The sequence below is a fragment of the Actinacidiphila sp. bgisy145 genome (assembly GCF_057708125.1).
Genome location: NZ_JBYIRL010000002.1, coordinates 350,759 through 369,299 on the forward strand (window position 1 = coordinate 350,759; position 18,541 = coordinate 369,299).

General features: G+C 73.1%; 18 protein-coding genes. 8 read left to right on the plus strand and 10 right to left on the minus strand.

Features of this window, described 5'->3' with window-relative positions; translation table 11 throughout:
• Window positions 1-56: 56 nt before the first annotated feature.
• Window positions 57-701 (plus strand): GntR family transcriptional regulator, encoded by a 645-nt coding sequence (locus tag AC3ERT_RS03280; RefSeq protein ID WP_335971937.1) that lies wholly within the window; start codon window positions 57-59, stop codon window positions 699-701.
• Entirely contained in the window at window positions 698-2,032 is a 1,335-nt protein-coding gene (locus AC3ERT_RS03285) for an MFS transporter (protein WP_335971939.1), read from the plus strand. The genes AC3ERT_RS03280 and AC3ERT_RS03285 overlap by 4 nt, the downstream gene beginning before the upstream one ends.
• A 99-nt stretch (window positions 2,033-2,131) precedes the next feature.
• Here AC3ERT_RS03285 and AC3ERT_RS03290 read toward each other — a convergent pair whose 3' ends face one another.
• The 5 genes from AC3ERT_RS03290 to AC3ERT_RS03310 all read right to left on the minus strand — a co-directional run bounded on the left by AC3ERT_RS03290 (window position 2,132) and on the right by AC3ERT_RS03310 (window position 7,393).
• On the minus strand, window positions 2,132-3,703 hold the full coding sequence (locus tag AC3ERT_RS03290; RefSeq protein ID WP_435172528.1) for a cytochrome P450 family protein: 1,572 nt from the start codon (window positions 3,701-3,703) through the stop codon (window positions 2,132-2,134).
• Window positions 3,704-3,724: 21 nt separating this feature from the next.
• A complete protein-coding gene (locus AC3ERT_RS03295) occupies window positions 3,725-4,090 on the minus strand; it encodes a DUF742 domain-containing protein (protein ID WP_335971942.1) in 366 nt (121 codons plus the stop codon).
• The gene (locus AC3ERT_RS03300; protein ID WP_335971944.1) at window positions 4,087-4,521 is read right to left on the minus strand and encodes a roadblock/LC7 domain-containing protein; all 435 of its coding nucleotides are present in this window, start codon (window positions 4,519-4,521) and stop codon (window positions 4,087-4,089) included. Before AC3ERT_RS03300 ends, AC3ERT_RS03295 begins: the two co-directional genes overlap by 4 nt.
• Window positions 4,518-6,236, minus strand: a complete 1,719-nt coding sequence (locus AC3ERT_RS03305; protein ID WP_335971946.1) for a sensor histidine kinase — start codon at window positions 6,234-6,236, stop codon at window positions 4,518-4,520. Before AC3ERT_RS03305 ends, AC3ERT_RS03300 begins: the two co-directional genes overlap by 4 nt.
• A 329-nt stretch (window positions 6,237-6,565) precedes the next feature.
• Window positions 6,566-7,393, minus strand: a complete 828-nt coding sequence (locus AC3ERT_RS03310) for a maleylpyruvate isomerase family mycothiol-dependent enzyme (protein ID WP_335971948.1) — start codon at window positions 7,391-7,393, stop codon at window positions 6,566-6,568.
• Window positions 7,394-7,528: 135 nt separating this feature from the next.
• Here AC3ERT_RS03310 and AC3ERT_RS03315 point away from each other — a divergent pair, with 135 nt between their 5' ends.
• Window positions 7,529-8,305 carry a carbon-nitrogen family hydrolase gene (locus AC3ERT_RS03315; RefSeq protein ID WP_335971950.1) on the plus strand — a complete coding sequence of 259 codons (777 nt, stop codon included), beginning with the start codon at window positions 7,529-7,531 and terminating at the stop codon, window positions 8,303-8,305.
• Window positions 8,306-8,329: 24 nt separating this feature from the next.
• Here AC3ERT_RS03315 and AC3ERT_RS03320 read toward each other — a convergent pair whose 3' ends face one another.
• Window positions 8,330-8,848, minus strand: coding sequence for an LURP-one-related/scramblase family protein (locus AC3ERT_RS03320; RefSeq protein ID WP_435172530.1), 519 nt, complete (start codon window positions 8,846-8,848; stop codon window positions 8,330-8,332).
• A 64-nt stretch (window positions 8,849-8,912) separates the two neighbouring features.
• Between AC3ERT_RS03320 and AC3ERT_RS03325 the strand changes: the two genes are divergently transcribed.
• Window positions 8,913-10,775, plus strand: a complete 1,863-nt coding sequence (locus AC3ERT_RS03325) for an NHL domain-containing thioredoxin family protein (protein ID WP_335971954.1) — start codon at window positions 8,913-8,915, stop codon at window positions 10,773-10,775.
• Here the strand turns inward: AC3ERT_RS03325 and AC3ERT_RS03330 are convergent.
• Window positions 10,769-11,008: a hypothetical protein gene (locus AC3ERT_RS03330; RefSeq protein WP_335971956.1), complete on the minus strand. Its 240-nt coding sequence runs from the start codon at window positions 11,006-11,008 to the stop codon at window positions 10,769-10,771. The two genes, AC3ERT_RS03325 and AC3ERT_RS03330, sit on opposite strands and share 7 nt — an antisense overlap.
• Window positions 11,009-11,121: 113 nt before the next feature.
• Here AC3ERT_RS03330 and AC3ERT_RS03335 point away from each other — a divergent pair, with 113 nt between their 5' ends.
• Window positions 11,122-12,162 carry a S66 family peptidase gene (locus tag AC3ERT_RS03335; protein ID WP_435172531.1) on the plus strand — a complete coding sequence of 347 codons (1,041 nt, stop codon included), beginning with the start codon at window positions 11,122-11,124 and terminating at the stop codon, window positions 12,160-12,162.
• 188 nt (window positions 12,163-12,350) lie between these two features.
• Window positions 12,351-12,713: a beta/gamma crystallin domain-containing protein gene (locus AC3ERT_RS03340; RefSeq protein ID WP_335971961.1), complete on the plus strand. Its 363-nt coding sequence runs from the start codon at window positions 12,351-12,353 to the stop codon at window positions 12,711-12,713.
• A gap of 37 nt (window positions 12,714-12,750) precedes the next feature.
• On the opposite strand, the gene AC3ERT_RS03345 is transcribed toward AC3ERT_RS03340, so the two are convergent.
• Window positions 12,751-13,407: a TetR/AcrR family transcriptional regulator gene (locus AC3ERT_RS03345; protein ID WP_435133710.1), complete on the minus strand. Its 657-nt coding sequence runs from the start codon at window positions 13,405-13,407 to the stop codon at window positions 12,751-12,753.
• A gap of 110 nt (window positions 13,408-13,517) precedes the next feature.
• On the opposite strand from AC3ERT_RS03345, the gene AC3ERT_RS03350 reads away from it, so the two are divergent.
• Window positions 13,518-14,555, plus strand: a complete 1,038-nt coding sequence (locus tag AC3ERT_RS03350; RefSeq protein ID WP_435172532.1) for a medium chain dehydrogenase/reductase family protein — start codon at window positions 13,518-13,520, stop codon at window positions 14,553-14,555.
• Window positions 14,556-14,593: 38 nt separating this feature from the next.
• On the opposite strand, the gene AC3ERT_RS03355 is transcribed toward AC3ERT_RS03350, so the two are convergent.
• Window positions 14,594-15,898, minus strand: a complete 1,305-nt coding sequence (locus AC3ERT_RS03355) for a M18 family aminopeptidase (protein ID WP_435172534.1) — start codon at window positions 15,896-15,898, stop codon at window positions 14,594-14,596.
• 148 nt (window positions 15,899-16,046) lie between these two features.
• The gene (locus AC3ERT_RS03360; RefSeq protein ID WP_435133705.1) at window positions 16,047-17,873 is read right to left on the minus strand and encodes an acyl-CoA dehydrogenase; all 1,827 of its coding nucleotides are present in this window, start codon (window positions 17,871-17,873) and stop codon (window positions 16,047-16,049) included.
• Window positions 17,874-18,012: 139 nt separating this feature from the next.
• On the opposite strand from AC3ERT_RS03360, the gene AC3ERT_RS03365 reads away from it, so the two are divergent.
• Entirely contained in the window at window positions 18,013-18,534 is a 522-nt protein-coding gene (locus AC3ERT_RS03365; RefSeq protein ID WP_435133702.1) for an SseB family protein, read from the plus strand.
• Window positions 18,535-18,541: the final 7 nt, after the last annotated feature.

Below are 18,541 nucleotides of genomic sequence, written 5' to 3' on the forward strand. Positions count from 1 at the left end.
CCTGCCGCCTAAAGGGCTATCGTCTGCTTGTGTGTTGTATCTATGATGTGCGCATTATGGATACGAAGTCGCCGCCCGCCGCCGAGCGGGTCTACCTCCATGTGAAGAGCGGGGTGCTGGACCGCTCTTACGAGGGCGGGACGCTGCTGACCGAGGGCGACCTCGCCGAGGCGGTCGGGGTCTCGCGCACCCCGGTGCGGGAGGCCCTGCTGCGGCTGGAGGCCGAGGGCCTGCTCAAGCTGTATCCGAAGAAGGGCGCGCTGGTCCTGCCGGTCTCCGCGCAGGAGATCGCCGACGTGGTCGAGACCCGGCTGCTGGTCGAGCAGCACGCGGTCGCCAAGGTGGTGCCGGCCGTACCCGCCGGGCTGATCGGCCAGTTGGAGGACTCGCTCGCCGAGCAGCGCGCGCACGCCGCCGCCGGCGACCTGGCCGCCTTCGCCGTCGCCGACCGCACCTTCCACGCGGAGATCGTCCGCGCGGCGGGCAACCGCATCCTCGCGCACCTCTACGACCAGCTGCGGGACCGCCAGTTGCGGATGGGGGTCGCCACGATGCACGCCGAGCCGAGCCGGGTGGCGAAGAACATCGTCGAGCACACCGAGATCCTCCAGGCGCTGCGGGACGGCGACGAGCGGACCGCGGCGATAGTCGTCGACAGGCACGTGTCCTGGGTCAACACGCTGGCCCGGGGCGAGTCGTGACCGCGAAGCCGCTGCCGGGGGACCCACCGGGCGGCCGCCGGGCCGCCCTCGTGTGGGGAGTGGGCACCCTCGTCTACCTCGTCGCCGTCGTCCACCGCACCAGCCTCGGCGTCGCCGGGATCGACGCCGCCGCCCGCTTCCACATCGGCGCCTCCGAACTGTCGTCGTTCTCCATCCTCCAGGTGCTCGTCTACGCGGGCATGCAGATACCCGTCGGCCTGATGGTGGACTCGCTCGGCACGAAGAAGGTGCTGATGCTCGGCGCGGTCCTCTTCACCGCCGGGCAGGGCGCGTTCGCGCTCTCCCACTCCTACGGCACCGCGCTCGCCGCCCGCGCGGTGCTCGGCTGCGGCGACGCGATGACGTTCGTGAGCGTGCTGCGGCTGGGCTCGCGCTGGTTCCCCGCCCGGCGCGGGCCGATGGTGGCGCAGGGCGCCGCGCTCTTCGGCGTCGCGGGCAACCTGGTCTCCACGGTGGCGCTCTCGCGGCTGCTGCACTCCGCCGGCTGGACCCCGACCTTCCTCGGCACCGCGATCGGCGGCGCGTTCGTCCTGGTCCTGGTCGCGCTGCTGCTCCAGGACCACCCCGACGGCCACGCCCCCGCGCCCGTCGAGCACGTCGGGACCGCGTACGTGCGGCGGCAGATCGCCGACGCCTGGCGGGAGCCCGGCACCCGGCTGGGGATGTGGACGCACTTCACCACGCAGTTCTCCGGGATGGTGTTCCTGCTGCTGTGGGGGATGCCGTTCCTCGTCGAGGACCAGGGGCTGTCGCGGGGCAGCGCGGGCACGCTGCTGACGCTGGTGGTCGTCGCGAACATGGTGTTCGGCATGCTCTTCGGGCAGCTCATCGCCCGGCACCACGGCGTCCGGATGCCGCTGACGCTCGGGGTGATCGGCGCGACCGCCCTCGCCTGGGCGGCGGTGCTGGCGTGGCCCGGCGGGCACGACCCGCTGTGGCTGCTCGTCGTGCTGTGCGTGGTGCTCGGCGCGTGCGGGCCCGGCTCGATGATCGGCTTCGACTTCGCCCGCCCGGCTAACCCGCCCGAGCGGTTCGGCACCGCCTCCGGGATCGTCAACATCGGCGGGTTCACCGCGTCGATGGTGACCCTCCTGGCGATCGGGCTGCTCCTGGACGCCACCCACGACGACTACCGCGTGGCCTGGAGCAGCGTCTTCGTGCTCCAACTCCTCGGCACCACCCAGATCCTGCGGCTGCGGCGCCGCACCGCCCGGCTCGAACGCGAACGGGTCGCGGCCAGCCGCGTGGAGAGCGTCCACCGCAGTCATGCGCCGACGGGACCCCCCGGGTTGCCCGGTTCCGTCGGCTGAGGGACCACCTGCCGGTGGGCGTTCCCTCCGAGATGCCCCGTCCTGCGGGTGCCGGACCTTGCGGTGCACGGTGGCTTGTCGCGCCGTTCCCCGCGCCCCCTACAGCGGGGTGAAGGTGACCGGGAGCGCGGCGGGGCCGCGCTGCCAGAGGGAAGGGCGCCAGGGGAGTTCCGCCGAGGCCAGCGCCGGCGCCAGATCCGGGATGCGGTCGAGCAGGATCTCCAGGGCCGTGGTCGCGACGATCTCCGCCAGTTGGGGCGCGGGCGCCGGACAGCGGTGGGCGCCGTGGCTGAAGGACAGGTGCGCGTGGTTGCCGACGGCACCGCCGGGCAGCGCCGGGTGCACCCGGGGATCGGCGTTGGCGGCGGCGAGCCCGAGCACGAGGCAGTCGCCGCGCCGTATGGCGCGCCCGCCCAGCTGGGTGTCGCGGGTGGCCCAGCGCCCGATCACGTTCTGCACGGGCGGATCGCTCCACAGCACCTCCGCCAGCGCCTGCGCGATGCTCCGCCGCCCGCCGGACAGGGTGAGCGCGAACCGCTCGTCGGTCAGCAGCAGTCGCAGCGTGTTGCCGATCCAGTCGGCGGTGGGCCGCCGCCCGGCCGCCATGATCGTGAGCAGATCCTGCACGACCTCCTCGTCGGTGAGCCGGGCCGGGTGCGCCAGCAGCCGGGACGGCAGGTCGGCGCCGGGCGCGGGAGCGCGCCGCACCCGGGCGAGCACCGCCTCCAGCATGGTCCGCAACCGCGCGGCGGACGCGGCGGGCCCGGACGCGGACGGAGCACCGCCCGGGTGCGCCGGGCACTGCGCGGGCGGCGCGGCGGTGCCGTAGCCGTACTGGCCGGCCAGGTCCCGTTCCAGTGCCGCCGTCTCGTCCGGGCGCAGCCCGAACAGCCCGGCCATGACGTGCAGCGGCACCTGCTCGGCGTACTGCGCCACCAACTCCGCCCGCCCGGCGCCCGCGAAGGCGTCCACCGCGGCGTCCGCGGCCCGTTCGGCGCGCTGCCGCAGCTCGTACGGGTCCACCTCGCCGAGCACGTCCGCGACCGCGCCTGCGCGCCGCTGGTGCTCGGCGCCCTCGGTGAAGCGGACCGACGGGGTGTGCGCCACGTGCGGCAGCAGCGGCCACCCGGCGGGCACCCGGTCCCAGGCGTGCCAGCGGCGCGGGTCGCGTCCGAACAACTCCGGGTTTCCCGCGACGAGTTGGACTTCGTGGTAGCCGAGCACCAGCCACGCGGGCACCCCGCCGTCCAGCAGCACCGGCGCGACCGGCCCGTACGCCTCGCGCAGCGCCCGGTAGTACGCGCCCGGGTCGGCGTGGTCGAACGCGGGCGCCGCCGGGTGCGGCACGTGGGCGACCGGCCGGTGGTCCGGCGCGGAACCGGGACCGGGCGGGGACCCGGACACGGAGGTGGGCGCGGATACGGAGCTGGGCCCGGGAACAGGGCCGCTCGCGGGTACGGGGCCGGGCGGCCGTTCGCTCGTCGCGGCCGGCCCCCACGGCGGCACCGGCTGCGGCCCGGGTATCTCCGCGAGCCGCTGCCGCGCGGCCGCGCCCACCTGCGGCATCCGCCCCTGAGGCGCGAGCCCGCGCGGCGGCACCACCTCGTCCGCCCGGCCGCGCCGCTCCCGGGGCTCCTGCTGCTGCGGCTCCCACTCCTGAGGCGGCGTCATGGCGCGGGTGTCTTCCGTGGATCAGAGGTTGTGCAGCGCACGGAGGACCTTCCTCAGCATGTCGGACGGGGGCAGCAACTCCGCCGCGGTGGTGGGCGCGTGCGCGGTGATGTGCTGCCCGGTGAGGAGGTCGGCGAGCAGCACGCGCACCACGCCGACCGGCAGGGCCAGCCGGGAGGAGAGTTCGAGCACGGCGATGGGGCGGCGGCACAGCCGCAGGATGCGGACGTGCTCCGAGGGCATCCCGGGGAGCGGTTCGCCGCGGGCGGCGATGACGGTGGCGAGGTCGAAGCCCTTGGTGCCGGTGCCGCTCCGCCCGCCGGTGAGGGTGTAGAGCCGGTCCGGGGCGCCGCTGTCGACCGGCCCGCGTATCGGCCCGCTTCTCATGCCGGGAGCTTCCCGCGTACGCCCGCCGCCGGCAGGGTGCCCTGCGGGCCGCGGGCCGCCTCGACGATGTCGTTCATGCCGCGGCCGATCGCCCGGGCGTCCGCCGACTCCTCGCCGACGACGGCCAGATGGGCGCCCGCGCCGGCCTCGACGATGAACAGCGCGCCGCCGTGGAAGTCGGTCATGGACTGCCGTACGCCGCCGGTGCCGTCGCCGAACTCGACGGACGCGCCGTGCACCAGGCTCTGGATGCCCGAGGCGATCGCGGCGAGCTGGTCGGCGCGGTCCACGGACAGCTCGGGCGACCAGTGCAGCTTCAGGCCGTCGGCGGACAGCAGCAGCGCGTGGCGGGCGCCGGGCGTCAGGGCCACGAACCGTTCGAGCAGTAAGGAGACGTCTCCTCCGGCGCCTCCGGTGCCGTTCGTCGTCACTGGTCACCCTCCCCTTCGCTGTCGGCGCTGCCCCGGTCCCGCCCGGTCGCCGCGTCCCGGAAGGCGCCGAACCGGGCGCCCGCGTCGGCACCCGTGGCGGGCGCCGGGCCCGCCGTAGGCCACGGGGAGGAGTCGTACCCGGGCGCGGGCTCGGGCATGCCCCGGCCCCGGGTGCGCCGCGGCAGCGGCACGTGGACGGGGTCGGCCGGGCCGCCCGTGGCGCCGCCTTCCGGACCGGCGGCGGTACGGGGCCGTACGGGCCGTACGCCGCCGTCAGGGCCCGCGGGAGCGCCTCGACCGTCCGGTGCGGTGTGGGGGCCGGTGTGCCCGATCTCCTCGGGCCGTGCGGGCTCGGGGAAGCCGTCGTGGCCGGCGCCGACGTCGGTGCCGGTCCGGTCGCCGTACCGCCCGCCGGCCACCGCGGTGCCGTAGGAGGTCCCGGGCGCGGGCTCGTACCCGCGGCCTGGTCCGGGCCCGGCGGCCGGCTCGAGGCCCGGCCCGTACGCCTCGGTGGCCCGGGTGACGATCCGCGACGGGATCAGCACGACCACGCCGGTGCCGCCGCGCGAGGACGGCCGGAAGGAGATCCGCAGGCCGTGCTTGCGGGCCAGCCGCCCCACCACGGTCAGCCCGATCCGGGTGCCGGACAGGCCGGGCAGCAGGTCGCCCGCGGCCTCCGCCGGGTCGCCCGAGACCAGGCCCTCGATCCGGGCGAGGTCGCCCGCGGGCATCGCGAGCCCGGCGTCCTCGACGGTGACCACGACACCCGAGTGCGACTCCTGGACGTAGACGTGGACCTCCTCCGACGGCGGCGAGAAGTTGCAGGCGTTGTCCATGAGTTCGGCCAGGACGTGCATGACGCCCTCGGCGGCGTGCCCGGCGACGGCCGCGCCGGTCGTGGTGTGCAGCCGCACCCGGCGGTAGGCGTGGATACGGCCCATCGCGCCGCGCAGCACGCTCTCCATCGCGATCGGCCGGGTCCAGCGGCGCCCGGAGCGCGAGCCGGAGAGCACCGCGACGCTGTCCGCGAGCCGGCCGGTCTGGGCGGCGTAGTGGTCCAGCCGCAGCAGGTCGTCCAGCACGCTCTCGTCGTGCCGCTGCTCCATCTCGCGCAGGTCGGCCAGCATGGTGGTGGTCAGCGCCTGCACCCGGGCGGCGGCACTGGCGCACGCGGCCATCCCCGCGGCCCGGGCGCGCTCCCCGGCGCCCAGCTCGCGCACCGCCACCTCCAGCAGCCGCTGGTGGGTGCGCCCTTCGGGGCGCGGCAGCGCGGCCAGGACGGTGCCGGTGGAGCCGCCCTCGCGCAACTGCTCGACGGCGAGCGGGATCGTCACCTCCGCCAGCCGTACGGCCTCTTCCTCCAGCGCGGCGGCCCGTGCCGTCTGGGTGCGCAGTGCGCCGCGCAGCGACGCCTCGGTCTCGGCCCACGCCCGCCGCCGCGCCTCCGCGTCGCGCAACGACCGCCGGGACGACTCCAGTTCGGCGGCCGCCTGCCGGGTGGCCTCGGCGTGCAGGGCCACGGAGCGGGCGGTGTCCTCCCGTAACTCGGCCGCTTCGGCGCGCAGTCGGCGTACCGTGCGGCGGCGGGAGGCGGCCAGCGCGACCGCGGTGCCGAGCAGCAGCGCGGCCAGCGCGGCGGTCGCGGCCACCAACGGGCGGTCCTGGGCGTCGGCGCGGCGCACCGCCCACGCGCCGGCCGCCCCGGCGGCGACCACCGCGGCGAGCGGGAGTGGTGCGGCACGTCCGGCTGCGCGGAATCCGCCGCCGGAGCGCCGCGGCGGCTGAGACGGTAACGGTGAGCCTTGAGCTGACATCAGGCGATACCCCATGGCCGGACCGGAAGCCGACCGCCGTGCCGGGTCACGCTGACGTACGGGCGGCAACAGGATGAGTTCGCCTCACCCTACTCGCCGAACTCGTGTCCTATGCCCGAAACTTGAGGTATTGGTCGCCGGACTGTTACTGGATCATCACCGCGCGTGCAAGAATTCACTTTCGGCCACCGATTCGCCCTGGTTCAGGGGGAGTTCGCCGTCCCGTCCGATTATTCGGTGACCGCGAGCCTCGCCAGGATCGCCTGCGCCAGCTCCTCGTCGCCCTCGATCTTCAGCCGGTCCTCGGGCACCGCCGCCGCCTTCACCCGGCCGGTCAGCAGCCGCAGGAACGCCTCCCACTCGACCACGAAGGTGACCGCCGGGCCGAGCGAGACCGCGGAGTCGATGGTGCCGCGCCCCTCGGCGTTGACCCGGACGGTGCGCATGAACTCCAGCGGGCCGTGCACGTCGAAGACCACCGCGGAGCCGGGCTTGGCGCCCGCGTCGTGCGCGACCACCTTCGGCAGCGCGCGCAGCACGAACTCGCGGGAGAGCACCGCCGCCGCCGAGGCGAGGTTGCCGGGCTTGTCCAGGGCCCGGCGCAGGTCCTGTTCGTGCACCCACACGTCGAACACCCGTGACCACAGCAGCTCTTCGAGGGTGGTCTCGCCGCCGCCGATCGCGCGCACGTCGGCGTCGGGCTCGCGCGACTCGTTCCGCAGCTGCCGCGAGCGGCGGATGATGGTGTACTCCAGTTCGGAGGTCATCTCCGGCGCGGTGTGGTGGCGGCGGATGTCGACCGGGACCTCGGTGTAGCGGGCGCGGTCGCTGGTGATGTGCCGCAGGTCGCTCGGCAGGCTGTGGATCGGCCGCGGGTCGCCGAGGATCTCGCACTCGAAGCCGATGACGTGGGAGACCACGTCGCGCACGGACCAGTACGGGCAGTCGGTGGGCCGGTTCCACTCGGCTTCCGGCAGCGGCGAGACCAGTTCGTTGATGGACTCTATGGAGTGGGTCCAGGCGTCGATGTACGGCTGGATCTTGCGGTGGACGGTCACGGGACCCCTCGACGGTCGGTGCGCGGTCGTGGCGGTTTGGCGCCTAAGTTAGTCTTCGCGCGGGCGCCCACGCAGTGCTTTCGAGTGACGATGGTAGGCCCGACTTCGACGACCCAACGTAGGGGCGGTGTACGGATGCGCGCAACGCTTCTCCAGATCGACGTGGACCCCGCCGAGTTGCCGGCCGTCCGCCGGGCCCGGGTGGCGGCGCTGGTACGGGCGCAGGCCGGGGCGGATCTCGTGGTGCTGCCGGAACTGTGGACCGTGGGCGCCTTCGCCGCGGACCTGTTCGCGGCCGAGGCCGAGCAGGTGCCGGACGGGCCGACCGTCGAGGCGATGGGCGCGGCCGCGCGCGACGCCGGGGTGTGGCTGCACGCCGGCTCGGTCGTCGAGCGCGACCCGGACGGGCCGCTCTACAACACCTCGCTCGTCTTCGGACCCGACGGCGAGCTCCGCGGCGCCTACCGCAAGATCCACCGGTTCGGCTTCGACCGCGGCGAGGCCGCGCTGATGGCGCCCGGCGCGGAAGTCGTCACCGTGCGCCACCCCGATGCCGTACTCGGCCTCGCGACCTGTTACGACCTGCGCTTCCCGGAGCTGTTCCGGCTGCTGGTCGACGCCGGGACGGAGATCGTCGTGCTGCCCGCCGGCTGGCCCGCCCGCCGGCTCGCCCACTGGCGGGTCCTGGCCCAGGCGCGGGCGGTGGAGTGCCAGGCGTACGTCCTCGCCTGCGGCACCGCCGGCACGCACGCGGGGGTGCCGCAGGCCGGCCACAGCATGATCGTCGACCCCTGGGGCGAGATCCTGTGCGAGGCGGGCCCGGACGCGCAGACCCTCACCGCCGACCTGGACCCCTCGTCGGTGGCCGCCACCCGGGCGGACTTCCCGGTCCTGCGCGACCGCCGACTGTGACCAGCCGGAAACCGCCGCCTGTGATCAGTCGGAGTCGTGCTCCTTGGCGACGATGTGGTCCACGCACACCGCGATCGCCAGCAGCATGCCCGCGTCGGCGTCCTCCCGCTCCACGTCGACGGCGTAGGAGTCCCGCAGGGTGAACCAGCGGCGGGAGATCCGGGCGAGCCTCCCCCTGCCTTCGGCGGGGGCGCCCCCACCCTCGTACTCGATGTCGTACTCCTTGTCGATGAGGTCGCCGCGGATCTCCAGCTCCTCACCGGAGGCCAGCTCCGCGCGGAAGACCTCGCGCAGGAAGGCGAGCCGCTTCTTCTTGACGGTCACCAGGGTCTGCCCGCCGCGCTCGATCGTCATCGCGTCGCGCAGGCTCAGCAGCTTCTGGTGGATGACCGCCACCTCGTTGCCCTCGGCGTCCTGGATCTCCAGGGTGTCCCTGATCCGCAGCACCTTCCCGTCCACGTAGAAGGCGCGCCGCCCGTGCTCGTCCTCCACCCAGTAGTCGTCGCCGACCGCGAACATCTTCTCCCGCACCACGTATTTCATGGGGGGACATGTACCCGCTCCGGCCGGGAATGTGTTCACCGCCGCGATGCGGTTTGATGGGGATATGACTGCACGTGCACGTGTCCGGGCGCCCGAGCTGGTTGGCAAGGGCGGCTGGCTGAACACCGGAGACCGCCAACCCGCCCTCGCCGATCTGCGCGGATCGATCGTGATCCTCGACTTCTGGACGTTCTGCTGCGTGAACTGCCTGCACGTGCTGGACGAGCTGCGCGAGCTGGAGGAACGGCACCGCGACACCGTGGTGATCGTGGGCGTGCACTCGCCGAAGTTCGTGCACGAGGCGGAGCACCAGGCGGTGGTCGACGCGGTGGAGCGCTACGGCGTGCACCACCCGGTCCTCGACGACCCGGAGCTGGCCACCTGGCGGCAGTACGCGGTACGGGCCTGGCCGACGCTCGTCGTGATCGACCCGGAGGGCTACGTGGTCGCCCAGCACGCCGGGGAGGGACACGCGCACGCGCTGGAGAAGCTGGTCAACCGGCTGGAGCAGGAGCACGCCGCCAAGGGCACCCTGCGCCGCGGCGACGGACTGTACGTGCCGCCGGAGCCGGTCTCGACGGACCTGCGCTTCCCCGGCAAGATGCTGGCGCTGCCCGGCAGCGGCCACTACCTGGTGTCGGACTCCACCCGGCACGCGCTGGTCGAGCTGGCGGCCGACGGCGAGACCGTGGTGCGCCGGATCGGCACCGGCGAGCGGGGCTTGGCCGACGGCGACGAGCGGACCGCGCGGTTCAGCGAGCCGCAGGGCCTGGCGCTGCTGCCCGGGGGCGCGATCATCGTCGCCGACACCGTCAACCACGCGCTGCGCCGCCTCGACCTCGAGACCGGGCAGGTCACCACGGTCGCGGGCACCGGCCGCCAGTGGTGGCAGGGCTCGCGCAGCTCCGGACCCGCCCTGGAGGTGGACCTGTCCTCGCCGTGGGACGTGGCCTGGTACGACGACCGGGTGTGGATCGCGATGGCCGGCGTCCACCAGCTGTGGACGTACGACCCCGCCACCGAGCGGGTCGAGGTCGCGGCGGGCACCACCAACGAGGGCCTGGTCGACGGGCACGCCGGCGACGCCTGGTTCGCCCAGCCGTCGGGGCTGTCCGCGGCCGACGGCAAGCTGTGGATCGCCGACTCCGAGACGTCCGCGCTGCGCTGGGCCGAACGGGCCGCCGACGGCGACGGGTACGTGATCCGCACGGCGGTCGGCACCGGGCTCTTCGACTTCGGGCACCGCGACGGGCCGGCCGGGCAGGCGCTGCTCCAGCACCCGCTGGGCGTCACCGCGCTGCCGGACGGCTCGGTCGCGATCAGCGACACCTACAACAACGCGCTGCGCCGGTACGACCCGGCGACCGGCGAGGTGACCACCCTCGCGGGTGACCTGCGCGAACCCTCGGACGCGGCGGTGGTCGACGGCGACGTGGTGGTCGTGGAGTCCGCGGCACACCGGCTGACCCGGATCAGGCTGCCCGAGGAGGCGGCCCGCGTGCAGGGCGAGGCACACCGCACGCAGCGCGCCGCCACCGACGTGGCGGCGGGCCCGTTCCGGCTCGACGTGGTCTTCAGCGCGCCGCCCGGCCAGAAGCTCGACGACCGCTACGGCCCGGCCACCCGCCTGCTGGTCGAGTCGACCCCGCCCGGCCTGCTCAGGGCGGGCACCGGCAAGGGCACCGACCTCTTCCGCGACCTGGAACTGGACCCCGCGGTTCCCGAGGGCGTCCTGCACATCTCGGCGATGGCCGCGTCCTGCGACGACGACCCCGCCAACCCCTACCCCGCCTGCCACGTCCACCAGCAGGACTGGGGTGTCCCCGTCCGTCTCACCCCCGCCGGCGCGCCCCGCCTGGCCCTGGTGCTGGCCGGTATGGACGGCGAGGACGACGGGGACGACGGTCCGGCGGAAGCGGCTCAGTAGCGCCGCTCGGACGGGTAGTAGCGCTCCTCCACGACGGGCGGCACGTCGCCGTCCGCCGTGGGCGGGATGCGCCGGCGCTTGAAGATGCTCACGTACGCGGCGAGTCCGACGATGCCCACGGCCATCATGATCAGGCCGACCAGGTCGACGTTGACGCCTTTCATGTGCCAGTCGGTCGCGAACGTGATGATCCCGCCGATGGCGATGAGGACTATGCAGCCTCCGATTCCCACAGTGTCCGCCTCCCAGTCGAGTTGACGACATTGCGGTAACGGCTGTCGCCTACCCCGCCCTCTGCCGCACAATCAGCTCGCGGTACCGCCCGCTCGTCGAGGACCATGGCGGCATGGAATTCCGCCACCCCGCCAAACCGCGCCCGGGCGACCGGGTCGCGGTGCTCTCACCGTCCTCCGGCCTGCCGGCGGTGCTGCCGTTGCCGTACGAACTCGGCCTCACCCGGCTGCGCGAGCAGTTCGGGCTGGAGGTGGTGGAGTACCCCGCCACCCGGCGGATCGGCTCGACCCCCGCCGAGCGGGCCGCGGACCTGCACGCGGCGTTCGCCGACCCCGGCGTCAAGGCGGTGATCAGCACCATCGGCGGGGACGACCAGATCACCGTCCTTCCGCTGCTGGACACGGAGTTGCTGCGGGCGAACCCGAAGCCGTTCTTCGGCTACAGCGACTGCACCAACCTGCTGGTCCACCTGTGGAACCTGGGGATCGTCGGCTACCACGGCGGCAGCGTGATGGTGGAGTTCGGCCGGCCCGGCGCCCTGAACCCGCTCACCGAACGGTCGTTGCGCGCCGCGCTGCTCGGGTCGGGCCCGTACGAACTGGTGCCCGCCGCCGAGTTCACCGACGTGGGACGGCGGTGGGAGGACCCGGCGACCTTCACGGCGGAGCCCGCGATGGAGCCGGCCGGCGGCTGGACCTGGCACCGGCCCGACCGGGTGGTGCAGGGCCCGAGTTGGGGCGGCAACCTGGAGATCCTGTCCTGGCTGCTGATGGCCGACCGCGGTATCAAAGCGACCGAGGAGTACGAAGGGTGCGTGCTGTTCCTGGAGACCTCGGAGGAACTGCCTTCCGGCGAGGAGGTCTTCCGTATCCTGCGCAACATGGGCGAACGCGGTCTGCTCCAGCGGTTCCCCGCGCTGCTGATGGGCCGTGCCAAGAGCTGGTCCTTCGACCGGCCGCTGCCGCCGCAGGAGCGCGTCGCCCACCGCGAGCGGCAACAGGAGGCCGTGCTGCGGGCGTTCGGGCAGTACGCGCCCGACACGATGATCGTCTTCGACGTCGACCTCGGGCACACCGACCCGCAGCAGGTCATCCCGTACGGCGGCCAGGTCCGGGTGGACGGGCCCGCGCGGCGGATCACCGTGGAGTATTAGGTGGCGCGTCGGGTGGCGCAATTGCGGGAATTGTTTGTTTGATTTTCCCACTTTCCGCGGGGGTGGGTGACGGGGGTCGGAAAAACATTGCGTCCCTTATTTTCCTCGCTAAAGTGACCGTGCGCGCAGGCTTTTCACGGCCTGGGTGCACGCATTCCTTTCGCAGGCACGAGACCCGAGGGAACGGCATGAAATTCCAGCCCGACAAGACGCTCAAGGCGGCGCTCGCCGTCACGTTCGCCGCGACGATGGTCGCCGGATCTGCGGCGGCCGCCGTGGCGGCACCGACCAGCGCGGCCGTCAACCGCACCGACTGCGACAACCGGTCGGACTTCCTGCAGTTGTGGAAACAGCCCTCCGGTGAGGAACTCTGCTTCGCCAACGCCGGGGACCTGCCCGTCGCCGTCTACGACGTCTCGTACCTCAACTCCGGCAACAACGCGGGCTATGTCCGGGTGGACCGGGGCAGCAGCGCCGTGCAGGTCAACTTCCTGAAGGACCAGCGGAACATCGCGGTCAACGGCACCGTGACCTTCATCCACATCAACTGACCGGTGGGCCGGGGCGCGGCGGGGCCCCGCCCCGGCCTCAGGTGGCGGTGAGGTGGGCGAGTGCGGCGATGATGCGGTCGCCGGTGTCCGGCGGCCAGAAGTGGACGCGGGTGACGGCGCGCTGGTGGGCCAGGCCGTGCAGGCCCAGCCAGAGCGCGATCGCGTCCCCGCCCGGATCGGCGCTGGTGGACTGCCCGGTGGCGACGCACTCGCTGAGCGCGCCGATGAGCAGTTCCATGGTGTCCAGGCCGAGGTCGGCGAGGTCCGCCTCGGTCACGGAGCTGTCGCCGAGGCTCGGCATCCACAGGCCGCCGAACATCGTGCGGTAGCGCTCGGGGTGCTCGCGGGCGTAGCGCAGGTATCCCTCGCAGATCGCGAAGAGCCGGTCGCGGGGGTCGTCGCCGGCCTGCTCCGCGCAGATGCGCAGTTCGCGTCCCAGTTCGGCGAACTCGCCCTGGACGACGGCCAGCATGATCGCCGGCTGGTCCGGGAAGTGCGGGTAGATCGAGGGTGCGGCGATGCCGACCCGGCGGGCGACGGACCGCAGGGTGATGGCGCGCTCGTCGCCGGTCTCGTCCAGCAGCTCGGTCGCGGCGCTGACGATGTCGTCTCGCAGCCGGTTCCCCTCGCCGCGGCGGTTGCGGGCGCGGGTGGGCTTCGGTGCGGCCGTCTCGGCCGGGGTGGTCTCTTTCACGGCTGTGACCTTACACCTGAAAACTTACTGCCGCAGTGTCTTGCAGCCGTCTGCTTACGTGTGTAGCTTTACAAGCGTAAGGAAACGGGTCGAGCCTGAGGGAGCACGCCATGACCAGCACCGCCACCGTCCGCGCCACGGAGGTCGTCCTGCCCGCCGCGGTCGAGCCGAGCGGCCTGGAGGTCAGGACCCGGGACCTGCCGCAGCCGGCGGCCGGCCAGGTCGTCCTGCGGATGGACGCGACCGGCGTCTCCTTCGCCGAGCAGCAGATGCGCCGCGGCAAGTACTACGACCAGCCGGCATTCCCCTTCGTCCCCGGCTACGACGTGGTCGGTACCGTCACCGCGGCAGGGCCCGGGGTGGACGCCGGCATGGTCGGTCGGCGCTTCGCCGCGGTCACCAAGATCGGCAGCTGGGCCAGCCACCAGCTCATCGAGGCGGCCGACCTCGTACCCGTCCCCGACGGCATGGACGCCGCCGCGGCCGAGACGGTCGTCGTCAACGGCATCACCGCCTGGCAGATGCTGCACCGCATCGCCAAGGTCCGCGCCGGCGGCACCATAGTGGTCCTCGGCGCCAACGGCGGTGTCGGCTCCACCCTGGTGCAACTCGCCCGGCACGCCGGGATCTCCGTGATCGGCACCGCCTCCCCGCGCCACCACGACGCCGTCCGCGCCCTGGGCGCGACCCCGGTCGACTACCGCGACCCGGACCTGTACGCGCGCCTGCGCGCACTCGCCCCAGGCGGCGTGGACGCGGTCTTCGACCACGTCGGCGGCGCGGGCCTGGCCCGCTCCTGGTCGCTGCTGCGCAAGGGCGGCACCCTGGTCTCCTACGGCACGGCCGCCACCAAGGACGACGAGGGCAACTCCCAGCTGCCGGTGCTCCTGCTCCTCGCCCGCATCCTGGCCTGGAACGCCCTGCCCAACGGCAAGGGCGCGCACTTCTACAACTTCTGGGCCGGCCGCCGCCGCAAGGCCGCCTTCCGGCAGCGGCTCGCCGAGGACCTCACGCAGGTGCTGCGCCTGGTGGACGAGGGCGTCCTGACCCCGCAGATCGCCGCGCGCATCCCGCTGGCCGAGGCGTCCGCGGCGCTGGAGCTGGCCGAGTCCCGGACGGTCGCGGGCAAGGTCATCCTCGTTCCGTGAGGGCGCGGCCGCCGGCCCTCACGGCCCCGCCCCTGCCCTCACCCTGCCAGGAACTCCGCCAGCGCACTGGCCAGCAGGTGCGGGTCGTCCGCCCCGGCGAGCTCCCGCGCCGAGTGCATCGACAGCAGCGGCACCCCGACGTCCACCGTGGTGATCCCGTACCGGGCCGCGGTGATCGGCCCGATCGTCGTCCCGCAGGGGATCGTGTTGTTGGAGACGAAGTGCTGCAACGGCACCCCGGCCCGCTCGCACGCGGCGGCGAACGCCGCCCGGCCGACCCCGTCGGTGGCGTAGCGCTGGTTGACGTTGGTCTTGAGGATCGGCCCCCCGTTGGCCCGCGGGTGGTGGCTCGGGTCGTGCCGCTCGGCGTAGTTGGGGTGCACCGCGTGCCCGACGTCGGAGGACGCGCAGACCGTCGCGGCCAGCGCGCGCAGCACGTCCTCCTGGTCGCCGCCCCGCGCCAGCACGGACCGTTCGAAGATCCGGCCGAGCAGCGGGCCGCCGGCGCCGGTGTCGGACTGGCTGCCGGTCTCCTCGTGGTCGAAGGCGGCCAGCACCGGCACATGGGCCAGGTCGGGCCGGGCCGCGGCGGCGATCAGCGCGGCCGCCCCGGCGTGCGTGGACAGCAGGTTGTCCAGCCGCGGGCCGGCGAACAGCTCGCGGTCCCGCCCCAGGTACGACGGCTCCTGCACGTCGTGCGTCATGAGGTCGAAGCCGGCCACGTCGGCCTCGGCGACCCCCGCCTCCTCGGCGAGGAAGCCGATCAGGTCGCCCTCGGTCACCTCGCCCAGGCCCCACACGGGCTGGAGGTGCCGCTGCCGGTCCAGGCTGAGCGAGTCGTTCGCGGACCGGTCGAGGTGGATGGCGAGCTGCGGCACCCGCAGCAGCGGCCGGTCCACGTTCACCAGGCGGGTGGAGCCGTCGCGCAGTGACAGCCGCCCGGCGATGCCCAGGTCGCGGTCGAGCCAGCTGTTGAGCAGCGGGCCGCCGTAGATCTCCACGGCGATCTGCCGCCAGCCCTGCGCGCCGAGGTCGGGCTGCGGCTTGACCCGCAGGTTCGGCGAGTCGGTGTGCGCGCCGACCACGCGGAACGGGGTGTGCGGCGCGGCGCCCTCCGGCACGTACCAGGCGACGACGGCGCCGCCGCGTACGACGTACCGCCCGCCGGGACCGCTCGCGGCGTCCGCCCACCGCTCGTTCTCGTCGACCCGGGTGAAGCCCGCCGCGTCCAGCCGCTCGGCCACGGAGGCGGCCGCGTGGTAGGGGGTGGGCGCGGATCGTACGAACGCGGCCAGGTCGTCGGTGTGCCCGCGGTCGAACGCGGGACGCTGCTGAGTGGTCATGGCGGCCAGCTTAGTTACGGACGCTGTAGGCGGCCGGTCCGCGGTGGGGGTGTGGCCTGCGGCAACGGCGGCGTGCCGCCACCCCGGGGGGTGACGGCACGCGGCATTGACGAGGGGCCGACCGGACCGGTCAGAAGGCCTCTTCGGGTCAGAATGCCTCTTCGGGCAGGTCCATGACGTCCAGCGTGACCGCCTCGGCCAGGGTGCGCGCGGTGGCGACCTCCGGCAGGACGGTGGCCGCGAAGAACTTCGCCGCCGCGACCTTGCCGGTGTAGAAGGGCTTGTCCTTGCCGCTCGCCGCGGGCAGCTTCTCGGCGGCGACGGCCGCGCCGCGCAGCAGCAGGTAGCCGATGACGACGTCGCCGGAGGCGAGCAGCAGCCGGGTGGAGTTGAGCCCGACCTTGTAGATGGAGCGGACGTCCTGCTCGGTCGCGGCGAGGTCGGTGAGCATGGTGCCGACGATCGCCTCCAGGTCGGCCGCGGACTTCGCGAGCTGGTCGCGGGCCGCGGCCAGCTCCTCGCCGCCCGGCGCCTCGGCGAGGAACTTCTTGATCTCCTCGCTGAGCGCGGTGAGCGACTGCCCCTGGTCGCGGACGATCTTCCGGAAGAAGAAGTCCTGGCCCTGGATCGCGGTGGTGCCCTCGTAGAGGGTGTCGATCTTGGCGTCCCGGATGTACTGCTCGACCGGGTACTCCTGGAGGTAGCCGGAGCCGCCGAAGGTCTGGAGGGACTGGGCGAGCTGCTCGTAGGACCGCTCGGAGCCGTAGCCCTTGACGATCGGCAGCAGCAGGTCGTTGAGCCCGTGCAGCTGCTTGGCGTCCTCGCCGCGGGACTCGGCGGCCTGGATCGCGTCCTGGACGGTCGCGGTGTAGAGCACCAGGGCGCGCATGCCCTCCGCATACGCCTTCTGCGTCATCAGCGAGCGGCGCACGTCGGGGTGGTGGGTGATGGTGACCTTGGGCGCGGCCTTGTCGGTGAACTTGGCCAGGTCCGGGCCCTGGACGCGCTCCTTGGCGTACTCCAGCGCGTTGAGGTAGCCGGTGGACAGGGTGGCGATCGCCTTGGTGCCGACCATCATGCGGGCGAACTCGATGATCCGGAACATCTGGCGGATGCCGTCGTGCCGGTCGCCGATCAGCCAGCCCTTGGCGGGGTGCTTGTCGCCGAAGGTGAGCTCGCAGGTGTTGGACGCCTTCAGGCCCATCTTGTGCTCGACGTTGGTGGCGTACACGCCGTTGCGCTCGCCCAGCTCGCCGGTGGTGAAGTCGAACTCGTACTTCGGCACCATGAACAGCGACAGGCCCTTGGTGCCGGGGCCGGCGCCCTCGGGGCGGGCCAGGACGTAGTGCAGGATGTTCTCGCTCAGGTCGTGCTCACCGGAGGTGATGAAGCGCTTGACGCCCTCGATGTGCCAGCTGCCGTCCTCCTGCTTGACGGCCTTGGTGCGGCCGGCGCCCACGTCGGAGCCCGCGTCGGGCTCGGTGAGCACCATCGTGGAGCCCCAGCGCTTCTCGCTCGCGAAGGTGGCGATCGCCTTCTGCTCCTCGGTGCCCTCCTCGAAGAGGATGCGGGCGAAGGCGGGGCCGCTGGCGTACATCCACACGGCGGGGTTGGAGCCGAGCACCAGCTCGCCGAAGGCCCAGATCAGGGAGCGGGGGGCGGCCGTGCCGCCGATCTCCTCGGGCAGGCCGAGCCGCCAGTACTCCGCGTCCATGTAGGCCGCGTAGCTCTTCTTGAACGACTCGGGGACCGGCGCGGTGCTGGTCTCGGGGTCGAAGACGGGCGGGTTGCGGTCGGCGTCGGTGAACGAGTCCGCGAGGTCGTGCTCGGCGAGGCGGGCGACCTCGCCCAGGATGTCCTTCGCGGTGTCGACGTCCACCTCCGCGAACGGACCGGTGCCGTAGACCTGGTCGCGGCCCAGGACCTCGAAGAGGTTGAACTCGATGTCGCGGAGGTTCGGCTTGTAGTGGCCCATGACCAAGGCTCCGTATCGCAGTCAAGAAGAAGGCTTCACCGAAATGATGCTACCCGTCGGTAATAAGACGCAACCCCTACCGGGCCCGATGTGACGGCTTCCTCGTTGCCGGCCCGCGCGGGTCGATACCCTTGCACGTGTGTACGGCTACGAGCAGAGCGTGAATGGCGGGCCGGGCGGTCAGATGGGCGCCGGCCCGATGGGTCCGCCGATGGGTCCCCCCATGGGCGGCGCGCCGATGGGCGGCGGGCAGATGGGCGGTCCGGGGTACTCGGAGCCGTCCGCCGCCTACCCCGAGCCCTCGCCGCCGTCGCTCGCCGACGCGGTGCGCGCGTTCACCACCGGCGCGATGATGGCCGAGGACTTCCAGGCGATCTTCGCCACGTCCAAGGTGTACTGCCCGCGCGGCGAGAACCCCGGGTTCCTGGCGCTGCACGACACCCAGCAGCCGGTCATCCCGATGTTCACCTCGCTCAAGGAGCTGCGGCGGTACGCGGGCAAGGAGTCCAAGTACTTCGTCATCACCGGCGCCGAGGTGCTCGACCTGCTCCCCACCGGCTACGGCTTCGTCCTGGACATCGACGGCCAGCACCGGATGGTGTTCGACGCGAAGGCGGTCGAGCAGATGGTCGACTTCACGATGCGCCGGATGTACGGCTGATGCGCGG

Excerpts from the sequence above, each read along its gene's own strand:
- AC3ERT_RS03280 (WP_335971937.1), top strand. The coding sequence starts at position 57 with ATGGATACGAAGTCGCCGCCCGCCGCCGAGCGGGTCTACCTCCATGTG.
- AC3ERT_RS03290 (WP_435172528.1), bottom strand. The coding sequence starts at position 3,703 with ATGACGCCGCCTCAGGAGTGGGAGCCGCAGCAGCAGGAGCCCCGGGAG.
- AC3ERT_RS03295 (WP_335971942.1), bottom strand. The coding sequence starts at position 4,090 with ATGAGAAGCGGGCCGATACGCGGGCCGGTCGACAGCGGCGCCCCGGAC.
- AC3ERT_RS03315 (WP_335971950.1), top strand. The coding sequence starts at position 7,529 with ATGCGCGCAACGCTTCTCCAGATCGACGTGGACCCCGCCGAGTTGCCG.
- AC3ERT_RS03320 (WP_435172530.1), bottom strand. The coding sequence starts at position 8,848 with ATGAAATACGTGGTGCGGGAGAAGATGTTCGCGGTCGGCGACGACTAC.
- AC3ERT_RS03325 (WP_335971954.1), top strand. The coding sequence starts at position 8,913 with ATGACTGCACGTGCACGTGTCCGGGCGCCCGAGCTGGTTGGCAAGGGC.
- AC3ERT_RS03335 (WP_435172531.1), top strand. The coding sequence starts at position 11,122 with ATGGAATTCCGCCACCCCGCCAAACCGCGCCCGGGCGACCGGGTCGCG.
- AC3ERT_RS03340 (WP_335971961.1), top strand. The coding sequence starts at position 12,351 with ATGAAATTCCAGCCCGACAAGACGCTCAAGGCGGCGCTCGCCGTCACG.
- AC3ERT_RS03350 (WP_435172532.1), top strand. The coding sequence starts at position 13,518 with ATGACCAGCACCGCCACCGTCCGCGCCACGGAGGTCGTCCTGCCCGCC.
- AC3ERT_RS03355 (WP_435172534.1), bottom strand. The coding sequence starts at position 15,898 with ATGACCACTCAGCAGCGTCCCGCGTTCGACCGCGGGCACACCGACGAC.
- AC3ERT_RS03360 (WP_435133705.1), bottom strand. The coding sequence starts at position 17,873 with ATGGGCCACTACAAGCCGAACCTCCGCGACATCGAGTTCAACCTCTTC.